The following is a 10,398-nucleotide window of genomic DNA, read 5'->3' on the forward strand; positions in this document are numbered from 1 at the left end:
CGGCGGCCGGGGTGTTCGAGCCGCCCGCGCCGCCCGCCGCCGTGCTGGACCCGGAGGCCGAGGACGAGCGGGTCGCCGCGCTGGACGCGTACCTGCTGGCGGTCGGGCCGGAGCCGGACCCGCGCGCCGAGCGGGCGATGGCCCTGGTGGACCTGGTGCGCACGGACCGGACGATCCTGCGCGTCGACGCACTCGCCCGCGCCGAGGGCGTGTCGCCCCGCTCCCTGCAACGGCTGTTCGCCGCGTACGTGGGGGTGGGGCCGAAGTGGGTCGTCCTCCGCTACCGCATCCACGAGGCGCTGGAGCGCGCCGCCGCCGGCCCGGACGTGGACTGGGCGGCCCTCGCCGCCGACCTCGGCTACAGCGACCAGGCGCACCTGGTCCGGGACTTCACGGCGACGCTCGGCATCCCGCCCACGGCGCTGACGCCCCGCTGACCGCCGCGGATTGTCAGTGCCGCGCCCCAGGGGGTGTCTGGTGCATCCCCGTGGAGGGAGGAGCGGCGTCCGGTGCGTGCGGTCGCAAGGCGCCGGAGAGCTCTTGTAGCGGAGCTACCAGGGCTGTTCGGCAACGCGGCGAGCGTGCGTGCCGGGCGTCGCGACGCCACGGGGATGCACCAGACACCCCCTAGAGTGCGGGCATGGCCGCAACGGAGCAGGGTGCAGCGTCGTCCGTCCGGATCGAGCCCTGGGCGGAGGACGACCTGGAGCTGCTGCGCCGCGCCAACGCGCCGGAGCTGATGACCCATCTCGGCGGTCCGGAGCCGGAGGGGCAGCTGCGGGGGCGGCACGCCCGCTATCTGGCGCTGAGCGCCGACCGGACGGGCCGGGGCCGGATGTTCCGCATCGCCCTGCCCGGCGTGGCGGACGCCGTGGGCACGATCGGCTTCTGGGAGCACCACTGGCTGGGCCAGGAGGTGTACGAGACCGGCTGGACGGTCCTGCCGGAGTTCCAGGGGCGGGGGATCGCGTCGGCCGCGACCCGCGTGGTGGCCGAGGCGGCGCGGGCCGCGCGCGGGCACCGCTATCTGCACGCCTATCCGTCCGTGGCCAACGGCCCGTCCAACGGCGTCTGCCGCAAGGCGGGTTTCACGCTGCTCGGGGAGTGCGAGATCGAGTACCCGCCGGGCTGTCCGCTGCTCGTCAACGACTGGCGGCTGGACCTGCGCGCGGAGTCCCCCGCCTGACACCGGGGCCGGCGAAACCCGTTTGACGGCGGCCGGGGCCCTCCGGAATATTTACCTGCGTCACACAGCATATGCACTGAACAGCTTCCATCGACCCTCCGAGGAGACCATCCGTGCTCACGCTCGTCACCGGCGGCCGAGGCCGCATCGGCGCCGCCCTCACCACCCTCCTGCACCAGGGCGGCCACCCCGTCCGCGCCGCCTCCCGCAACCCCGCCGAGCTGAACCCGCCGCCCGGCGTCCCGGCCGTGACCTGCGACCTCGACGACCCGGACACCTTCCCCGCCGCCCTGGACGGCGTGGACGCCGTCTTCCTGTACGCGAACCCCGCGCACATCGACGCCTTCCTCACCGCCGCGCGAACGGCCGGGGTGCGCCACATCGCGCTCCTGTCGTCCAGCTCGGTCCTGCTCCCCGACCCGGCCACCAACCCGATCGCCGCCGAGCACCACGCGGTGGAGCGGGCCCTGATCGCCTCCCCCCTCACCACGACCCTGCTGCGCCCCGGCGAGTTCGCGACCAACGCCTACCAGTGGTCGGGCGCCTTCCGGTCCGGGCGCCCGGTCGGCCTGCCCTACCCCCGCAGCGAGGGCAGCCCCATCCACGAGACCGACATCGCCGAGGCCGCCCTCGCCGTGCTCACCGAACCGGCGCTCCAGGGCGCCGCCTACCACCTGACCGGGCCCGAGTCCCTGAGCGCCGCCGCGCAGGTCGAGATCCTGTCCGGCGCGTCCGGCACCCCGGTCACCGTCGAGGAGATGACCCCGGCCGCCTGGCAGGAGGCCATGTCCCCCTTCATGCCGGCCCACGTCACCGAGGGCCTGCTCGGCTACTGGGCGGCCACCGACGGCCGCCGCGCCGAGGTGACCGACGCGGTGGCCGCGCTGACCGGCCACCCGGCCCGCACCTTCGCGGCCTGGGCCGCGGAACACGCGGCGGCCTTCCGGCGCTGACGAGCGGAAACCCGTGGCCGGTGGCGTCCGCCCGATGGCATCCTGACCGGGTGAACGGACCGGAGATCCACCTCGAAGTCGCCCCCGAACTCAGGCTCTTCGTGGCCCACGGACGCCGCCACGGCCGGACGCCCGTGGTCACGGACGGCTCGTCCACCCTCGGGCACGTCGTGGAGTCCCTCGGCATCCCGCTCACCGAGGCCGGCGAACTCCTCGTGGACGGCCGCCCCGCCCCCGCCTCGCACATCCCGGCCGCGGGCGAACTGGTCCAGGTCCGCCCGGTCCCCCGCCCGCAGCCCGTACCGGGCGCGCCCCTGCGCTTCCTGCTCGACGTGCACCTCGGCACCCTCGCCCGGCGGCTGCGGCTGCTCGGCGTCGACGCCGCGTACGAGAACGAGGACCCCGGCGACCCGGCGCTCGCCGCGCTCTCCGCGAAGGAACGGCGCGTCCTGCTCTCCCGCGACCGGGGCCTCCTGCACCGCCGGGAGATCTGGGCCGGCGCGTACGTGTACAGCGACCAGCCCGACGCGCAGCTGCGGGACGTGCTGGAGCGGTTCGCCCCGGCGCTCGCCCCGTGGACCCGGTGCACCGCCTGCAACGGCCCGCTGGCGGCGGCCGACAAGGACACCGTCGGCCCGCACCTGGAGCACGGGACGCGCCGTTCGTACGACGTGTTCGCGCAGTGCGCGCGGTGCGGCCGGGTCTACTGGCGCGGCGCGCACCACGCCCGGCTGGAGGCGATCGTCGCCGAGGCGGTCCGCGACTTCGGCCCGGTGGCCGGCTGACGGACGGACCGGGCGGGGCTGCCCCGTCCGGTCAGGCGTCGCCCTCGCGCAGCCGGGCGATCTGCACGGCGCTCAGTTCCACGGTGCGCCGCATGTGGGTGAGCAGCAGGGCGACCTCGTCGTCGTCGTACGCGTCGAGCAGGTCGTCCCAGCCGCCGTTCAGCCGGTCCCAGACCGCGCCGAACTCCGCCATGCGCTCGGGCACCGCCGCCACCAGGACCCGCCGCCGGTCGGCGGTGTCGCGGGCGCGCGTCACGTAACCGGCCCGCTCCAGCCGGTCCACCAGCCGGGTCGCCGAACCGGTGGTGAGCCCGGTCAGCTCCGCGACCCGGCCGGTGGTGACGGGCGCCGCCTCCAGGCTGAGCAGGTTGAGGCACTGGAGATCGGTGGGGTGCAGGCCCAGCCGGTCCGCGACGGCCTGGTTGAACAGCGCGTAGGCGGCCATGTAGCGCCGCGACGCGACGGACAGCTCGGCCAGCAGCGTGCTGCGGCGGGGGGACGGATCGGGCGGCATGCGCCGAGTCTACGGAGCGGCGCCGGGCAGTTCCCGCTGACGGGCCGGGTCCGCGGACACCCGTACCCCGTGGCACGCTCCTCCCATGTCCGTCCTCCGCTCCACCGCCCTGTTCGTCCTCGCCGCGCTCTTCGAGATCGGCGGCGCCTGGCTGGTCTGGCAGGGCGTGCGCGAGCACCGGGGGTGGGCCTGGATCGGTGCCGGGATCATCGCGCTCGGAGCGTACGGCTTCGTGGCGACGCTCCAGCCGGACGGCGAGTTCGGCCGGGTCCTCGCGGCGTACGGCGGGGTCTTCGTGGCGGGCTCGATCGCCTGGGGGATGGCCGCCGACGGCTACCGGCCGGACCGCTGGGACGTGGCGGGCGCGCTGATCTGCCTGGCCGGGATGGCCGTGATCATGTACGCCCCCCGCGACCACTGACCCGCGCCGGACCTGCCTATCCTGACCCGGTTGGACCGTATCGATCAGCCGTCCGAGGAGAGCCCGACCATGGCCGCATCCCCCATCGCCGTCGTCACCGGTGCGAGCAGCGGCATCGGCGCCGCGACCGCCCGGCGGCTGGCCGCCTCCGGCTACCGCGTCGTGCTCACCGCCCGCCGCAAGGACCGCATCGAGGCGCTGGCCGCCGAGATCACCGAGGCCGGCCACCAGGCGACGGCCTACCCGCTGGACGTCACGGACCGGGCCGCGGTGGACGAGTTCGCGACCGCGTTCCGCAGCCTGGCCGTCCTGGTGAACAACGCGGGCGGCGCGCTCGGGGCCGACCCGGTGGCCACGGGCGACCCGCAGGACTGGCGCCGGATGTACGAGACCAACGTCATCGGCACGCTCAACGTCACCCAGGCCCTGCTGCCCGCCCTCACCGCGAGCGGCGACGGCACCGTGGTCATCCTCTCCTCGACGGCCGGCCTGTCCACCTACGAGGGCGGCGGCGGCTACGTGGCCGCCAAGCACGGCGAGCACGTGCTGGCGGAGACCCTGCGCCTGGAGATCGTCGGCACGCCGGTCCGGGTCATCGAGATCGCCCCCGGCATGGTCAGGACCGAGGAGTTCGCCACCACCCGCTTCCGGGGCGACACGGAGAAGGCCGCCAAGGTCTACGCGGGCGTCGACGCCCCCCTCACCGCGGAGGACGTCGCCGACACGATCGACTGGGCGGTCACCCGCCCCAGCCACGTCAACATCGACCTCCTGGTGGTCCGCCCGCGCGCCCAGGCGTCCAACACCAAGGTGCACCGCACGGCGTAGCGGCGCCTCAGCCCTTCACGCAGATGACCTGCTTGAGCTTCGCGACGACCTCGACCAGGTCGCGCTGCTGGTCGATCACCTTCTCGATCGGCTTGTAGGCGCTGGGGATCTCGTCCACCACGCCGGAGTCCTTGCGGCACTCGACGCCCTGCGTCTGGTCCGCCAGGTCCTGCGCGGAGAAGCGCTTCTTGGCCGCGTTCCGGCTCATCCGGCGGCCGGCGCCGTGCGAGGCGGAGTTGAAGGACTTCTCGTTGCCGAGGCCCTTCACGATGTACGAGCCGGTGCCCATCGAGCCGGGGATGATCCCGTAGTCGCCGGAGCCGGCCCGGATGGCCCCCTTGCGGGTGACCAGCAGGTCCATGCCGTCGTACCGCTCCTCCGCCACGTAGTTGTGGTGGCAGGAGATGACCGGTTCGAAGGTGACCTTGGCCTTCTTGAACTCCTTGCGGACGACGTTCTGGAAGAGCGCCATCATGACCGCGCGGTTGTGCTTCGCGTACTCCTGCGCCCAGAACAGGTCGTTGCGGTACTCCCGCATCGGCTCGGTGTCCGCGAGGAACACCGCGAGGTCGCGGTCGACCAGGCCCTGGTTGTGCGCCAGGCCCTGGGCCCGGCCGATGTGGAAGTCGGCCAGCTCCTTGCCGATGTTCCGCGAGCCGGAGTGCAGCATCAGCCAGACCGAACCCGCCTCGTCGAGACAGAACTCGATGAAGTGGTTCCCCGCGCCGAGCGTTCCCATCTGCTTCGTGGCCCGTTCCTGACGGAACTTGACCGCTTCGGCCACCCCGTCGAACCGCTGCCAGAAGTCGTCCCAGCCCGTCGCCGCGAGGCCGTACACCTCGGACGGGTCCACCGGGTCCTGGTGCATCCCCCGGCCGACCGGGATGGCCTGCTCGATCTTCGAGCGGAGGCGGGACAGGTCGCCGGGCAGGTCGTTGGCGGTGAGCGACGTCTTCACGGCGGACATGCCGCAGCCGATGTCCACGCCAACCGCGGCCGGGCAGACCGCCCCGTGCATCGCGATCACGGAGCCGACCGTGGCGCCCTTGCCGAAGTGGACGTCGGGCATGACGGCCAGGCCCTTGATCCAGGGCAGCGTGGCGACGTTGCGCAGCTGCTGCATCGCCACGTCCTCGACCGACGCCGGGTCGGTCCACATCCGGATGGGCACCTGCGCCCCCGGTACCTCTACGTACGACATAACCCCTCGATTCCCCCGGAAAGTCTCAAAGCGCAAAACCGGCGCCAAGATCGGCAAAAACATCGCCCGACCGGCGTTCACAGCAGCGCGTGCGATACACATTGTCTCCACCGGCCGCCATCGCGCGGCAACCGTTTTTCGCACGAAGGGAGCCCAGGACCGTGCGACGAATGGCGTACGCGATCGGCGCCGTGCTCATCGCCGCGCTCGCCGCCGGCTGCACGGGCAACGCCGGAGCAGACGATTCCGGCGCCGACGGCAAGCCCGGCACGGAGACCGAGTCCGCCGCGCCCCCGGGCAGGTACCGCACCCTCCCCGACGCCTGCCGCGCGGTCCCCCTGGCCACCCTCAAGGACCTGCTGCCGGGCGCCGCCGACCTGCCCGACGCCCAGCAGGAGAAGGCCCTCCAGGGCACCGCCACGGTCACCTACGACACCGACCGGCGCATCGGCTGCCGCTGGAAGTCCGACGCCCCGCAGGGCAGCCGCGGCATCCACCTCGACTTCGAGCGCGTCGTCTCCTACGACACCTCCGTGAGCGACGACGACCGGGCCCGCGAGGTGTACGCGAAGAAGGAGGGCGCCGCCGACCTCCCGGCCCCCGCGCCGGACGCGTCCCCCGGCGCCTCCCCGTCCGGCTCGGACGCGGCGGCCCCCGGCGACGCGGACGACGGGGACGCGCACGACGGCGACACGCCCGACGCGACCGCCGACGGCTCCTCCGACGCCTCCGACCCCTCCGACGGCACCGGCACCCCCGACGGCTCCGCGTCCGGCGACCCCGCCGTCAACCTCCAGCCCCGGCTCCTCGACGGCCTCGGCGACAGCGCGTTCCTGGACGACGTCCTGACCCGGTCCGGATCGACGGCCCGGTACCGCACCGTCAGCGTGGTGTTCCGCACATCCAACGTGATCGTGACCGTCGAGTACACCGCCCAGCCCGCCCTCTCCACCGAGGTGCCCGACAGCGGGGAACTCCAGGAGAAGGCGCAGGCACTGGCCCGGCAGCTGGTCGATTCGTTCGACGACTGACACCGCCCGGGGCCCGCCCGGCCCCGCTGCCGGCCACCCCGGAGCCCGTCCGGCGGAGGCGGCACCCGCCCGCCGTCCGACGTACCGTGGCCCTCCGGAACCGTCCCCCGACCGCCGCGCCATCCGAGTGAAGGAACCATGCACCGATCAGCTTCGCGACTCACCCGCATACTCGCCTGCGCCGCCGTACCGGTGATGCTCGTCGTCGCCGGCTGCTCGTCGGACTCCGACGGCGACAAGGACGCGGACAAGACCGCCTCCGCCTCACCGGAGCCGACGAAGACGGAACCGGCCGTGGAGCCCGCGAAGTTCGCCGCGCTGCCCGACCCCTGCGCGTCGGTCGAGTCGAAGACCGTCAAGTCCCTGGTGCCCTCCGCCAAGAAGAAGAGCGGCACCCGCAGCAAGTCCGGCGACGCCTCCCTCCGGGGCGGCTGCTCCTGGAACGGCCTGGACGACAAGGGCGTCAAGGGCTCCCAGTACCGCTGGCTGGACGTCGGGTTCACCCGCTTCGACTCCGACCAGACCCTGGGCAGCGGGGCGTCCCGCGCCGGCGAGGAACTGGCCAAGCAGGTCAAGAAGGCCGAGGCCACCGACGACGCGAAGAACGTCGCGTCCGCCGCCGTGACCGGCATCGGCGACGAGGCCACGAAGGTCACGTACGAGCAGAACAAGACCGGCGAGACGTTCCGGTTCACCACGATCGTCGTCCGCACGGAGAACGTCGTCGTGGTCGTCAACTACAACGGCGCCGGTTACGCGGGCTCCAAGACGCCCTCCGCCGAGACCGTCCTCAAGGGCGCCGCCATGGCGGCCAGGGACGCGGTAGCCGCCGTGGCCAAGGCGAACGAGAGCGCCCCCGCCAGCCCGAAGGCAACGGAGAAGGCGAAGGACGGCGACACCGACAAGGCGTCCGACACCTCCTCCAAGAAGCCCTCGGCGAAGTCCGGTTCGTCGGCGGGCAAGAAGTCCTCGGACTGACCCCACCCACACCCCCGCCCCCTCCCCCCGCGACACTCCTCGCACACAGGGGAGGGGACGGGTGGTGGCTGCGATGCAGCTCACGCGCACACATCGGGCACTGATCGGACTGGTCGTGGCCGACGCGGTCCACCACACGCAACAATTGCCCACGACAGTCGGGGCAGCCTCTCAGCCCCGCGGGCACCACTTTCCCGCCAAATTGTCGCCGGAACGCACTCTCGCACTCTTCCCTGCCGGGGATATTTCACGCCACGGCGATCCGAGAACTCAACGCCCTTGCACAAGGGTATGCAGGTTGGCCGAACGAAGACCCCGACGCCCGGCACCTTTTCAGCCGTCACTCCGCCCGCCGCAAGCCAACCACGTGAGACACGCAGCGCAGAAAGGGCTTGATCCCCAAAGGTAATAATTTCCTATAGTGATTGCCGCAACGGGGAACGCACACCGGGGACCGCGTAGACGGTAGCGGTGCGATTAAACGGGGGTAAGTGCGGTGACTCTCAGCCCCACGAGAGCCTGCAATCGCGTTCGCATGGATCATTCGACGGGCACGCTCCGCTTTATTGCCGCGTCGGCCTGCGAAATCGAAAGCTGAGCTGCCGAAGGCCGTCCGGTGATGGCCACTCCCGTACGACCACGGGAGTCCGACGTGTCGTCGTCCCTGCCACCCGCTAAGGGCCACGATTTCGATCAACAGAGGTGCTCTCTTGCTGCTGTCCCTGCGGAAACGCCATGGCCTGTTCTTCGCCGCCGGCGCCCTGTGCATCCTGGTGAACAGACAGGGCCTGGGGCCGCTGTGGTACGCGGGCGTCATCCTCCTGGCGCTCGGTGGAGCGATGCGATGGAGCCTGTGGCGCAGACAGCGTCCGCCCCGGGGGCAGGAGCCGGTCCTGGTCGAGGTGCCTGTCACGGGGCGCTGGAAGGCCCTCAACGGACCGGGTACCAAGGTCCCCAGCCACACACACAGCCATGCGCAGAGCTACGCGATCGACCTCACCTGTCACCCGCCCGCGCACCCGGATCCGAAGTTCAGCCTGCTGTGGCCCCTCGGCCGACGCCCTCACCACTACCCCGCGTTCGGCGCCCCCGTCCTCGCGCCGGGTGACGGCGTGATCGTGTCCGTCGGTGACCACCAGCGTGACCACCTCTCCCGCACCTCACTGCCCGGCTTCGTCTACCTCTTCTTGGAAGGGTTCGTCCGCAGCCTGGGCTGGCCACGGCATCTGTGGGGCAACCACATCGTGCTCAAGCTGGACCAGGGAACGTACGCGGGTTTCGCGCACCTGAAGCGTGGCTCCCTCCGGGTGGCCGTGGGCGATCGAGTCGGCGTCGGCCAGCACCTGGCAGAGGTGGGCAACTCGGGGAACTCCTCCGAGCCCCACATGCACTTCCAGCTCATGAACGGCCCCGACTCGGAGGTCGCCCAAGGCGTGCCCTTCACCTGGCGCTACCGCAACGACGACGGTGCCGAAGAGGTCGGGGTGCCCGAGGACGGCACCTACTTCACCCCGCACGAGTCCCCATCCCTGCGCCACTGACGCCGTACGGGCGCAGAGGCCAAGAAGCCCTTGGCGAAGTCCGGTTCGTCGGCAGGCAAGAAGTCCTCGGACTGACCCCACCCACACCCCCGCCCCCTCCCCCCGCGACACTCCTCGCACACATGTGCCAGGCTGTGCCCGCCGGAAACAAGCCATGGCGGCGCGGACGAGACGTCAGAACCACGTCCCCGCGCCGATGACCAGGGAACAGGGAGGGGATGGGGGGTGGCTGCGATGCAGCTCACGCGCACGCATCGGGTGCTGATCGGGCTGGTCGTGGCCGGCGCGGTCCTGATCGCCGCGATCGGCTTCGCCGGTTCGTACGCGGCGGTGCGCGAGCTGGCCCTGAGCAAGGGGTTCGGCGACTTCTCGCTGGTCTTCCCGATCGGCATCGACGCGGGCATCTGCGTCCTGCTCGCCCTGGACCTGCTGCTGACCTGGCTGCGCATCCCGTTCCCGCTGCTGCGCCAGACCGCCTGGCTGCTGACGGCCGCGACGATCGCGTTCAACGGCGCGGCCGCCTGGCCCGACCCGCTCGGCGTCGGCATGCACGCGGTCATCCCCGTCCTGTTCGTCGTCGCCGTCGAGGCCGCCCGCCACGCCGTCGGCCGGATCGCGGACATCACCGCCGACAAGCACATGGAGGGCGTCCGCCTCACCCGCTGGCTGCTCTCCCCGGTCCCCACCTTCCGGCTCTGGCGCCGGATGAAGCTGTGGGAGCTGCGCAGCTACGAGCAGGTCATCAAGCTGGAGCAGGACCGGCTGATCTACCAGGCCCGCCTCCAGGCCCGCTACGGCCGCGCCTGGCGCCGCAAGGCGCCCGTGGAGTCCCTGATGCCGCTGCGCCTCGCGAAGTACGGCGTGCCGCTGGCCGAAACCGGACCGGCCGGCCTGGCCGCCGCCGGGATCGAACCGGCGCTCCTGCCCCCGGCGCCGGAGCCGGTGGCCGTGACCGCAGCC

12 protein-coding genes are annotated in these 10,398 nt (G+C 72.3%); 10 read left to right on the forward strand and 2 right to left on the reverse strand.

What is annotated here, in order from left to right; all coding sequences use genetic code 11:
* From MHW47_RS25785 to MHW47_RS25800, 4 genes are all read left to right on the forward strand, one after another.
* Positions 1-437 (forward strand): helix-turn-helix domain-containing protein (locus MHW47_RS25785; RefSeq protein ID WP_239226160.1); only part of this gene is annotated, 437 nt, incomplete at its 5' end.
* Between the two features lie 203 nt (positions 438-640).
* Positions 641-1,186 carry a GNAT family N-acetyltransferase gene (locus tag MHW47_RS25790; protein ID WP_239226161.1) on the forward strand — a complete coding sequence of 182 codons (546 nt, stop codon included), beginning with the start codon at positions 641-643 and terminating at the stop codon, positions 1,184-1,186.
* A gap of 113 nt (positions 1,187-1,299) precedes the next feature.
* A complete protein-coding gene (locus MHW47_RS25795; protein ID WP_239226162.1) occupies positions 1,300-2,139 on the forward strand; it encodes an NAD(P)H-binding protein in 840 nt (279 codons plus the stop codon).
* 50 nt (positions 2,140-2,189) lie between these two features.
* Positions 2,190-2,924, forward strand: a complete 735-nt coding sequence (locus MHW47_RS25800) for a Mut7-C ubiquitin/RNAse domain-containing protein (protein WP_239226163.1) — start codon at positions 2,190-2,192, stop codon at positions 2,922-2,924.
* A 31-nt stretch (positions 2,925-2,955) separates the two neighbouring features.
* Here MHW47_RS25800 and MHW47_RS25805 read toward each other — a convergent pair whose 3' ends face one another.
* Positions 2,956-3,438 (reverse strand): MarR family winged helix-turn-helix transcriptional regulator, encoded by a 483-nt coding sequence (locus MHW47_RS25805; protein ID WP_239226164.1) that lies wholly within the window; start codon positions 3,436-3,438, stop codon positions 2,956-2,958.
* Between the two features lie 85 nt (positions 3,439-3,523).
* On the opposite strand from MHW47_RS25805, the gene MHW47_RS25810 reads away from it, so the two are divergent.
* Positions 3,524-3,859: a YnfA family protein gene (locus MHW47_RS25810; RefSeq protein ID WP_239226165.1), complete on the forward strand. Its 336-nt coding sequence runs from the start codon at positions 3,524-3,526 to the stop codon at positions 3,857-3,859.
* A gap of 69 nt (positions 3,860-3,928) precedes the next feature.
* Complete coding sequence (locus tag MHW47_RS25815; protein WP_239226166.1) at positions 3,929-4,687, forward strand: SDR family NAD(P)-dependent oxidoreductase; 759 nt, start codon at positions 3,929-3,931, stop codon at positions 4,685-4,687.
* 7 nt (positions 4,688-4,694) lie between these two features.
* Here the strand turns inward: MHW47_RS25815 and MHW47_RS25820 are convergent, their stop codons facing one another.
* Positions 4,695-5,888 (reverse strand): RtcB family protein, encoded by a 1,194-nt coding sequence (locus MHW47_RS25820; protein ID WP_239226167.1) that lies wholly within the window; start codon positions 5,886-5,888, stop codon positions 4,695-4,697.
* A 170-nt stretch (positions 5,889-6,058) separates the two neighbouring features.
* On the opposite strand from MHW47_RS25820, the gene MHW47_RS25825 reads away from it, so the two are divergent.
* The 4 genes from MHW47_RS25825 to MHW47_RS25840 form a co-directional block, all read left to right on the forward strand.
* Entirely contained in the window at positions 6,059-6,919 is an 861-nt protein-coding gene (locus MHW47_RS25825) for a DUF3558 domain-containing protein (protein WP_239226168.1), read from the forward strand.
* Positions 6,920-7,057: 138 nt separating this feature from the next.
* Positions 7,058-7,897: a DUF3558 domain-containing protein gene (locus MHW47_RS25830; RefSeq protein WP_239226169.1), complete on the forward strand. Its 840-nt coding sequence runs from the start codon at positions 7,058-7,060 to the stop codon at positions 7,895-7,897.
* Between the two features lie 710 nt (positions 7,898-8,607).
* Positions 8,608-9,438: a M23 family metallopeptidase gene (locus MHW47_RS25835; RefSeq protein ID WP_239226170.1), complete on the forward strand. Its 831-nt coding sequence runs from the start codon at positions 8,608-8,610 to the stop codon at positions 9,436-9,438.
* Positions 9,439-9,672: 234 nt separating this feature from the next.
* Positions 9,673-10,398, forward strand: a 726-nt coding sequence (locus MHW47_RS25840) for a DUF2637 domain-containing protein (protein WP_239226171.1), incomplete at its 3' end; no start/stop codon positions are given.

The sequence above is a fragment of the Streptomyces sp. OfavH-34-F genome (genome assembly GCF_022347745.1).
Lineage (GTDB): Bacteria > Actinomycetota > Actinomycetes > Streptomycetales > Streptomycetaceae > Streptomyces.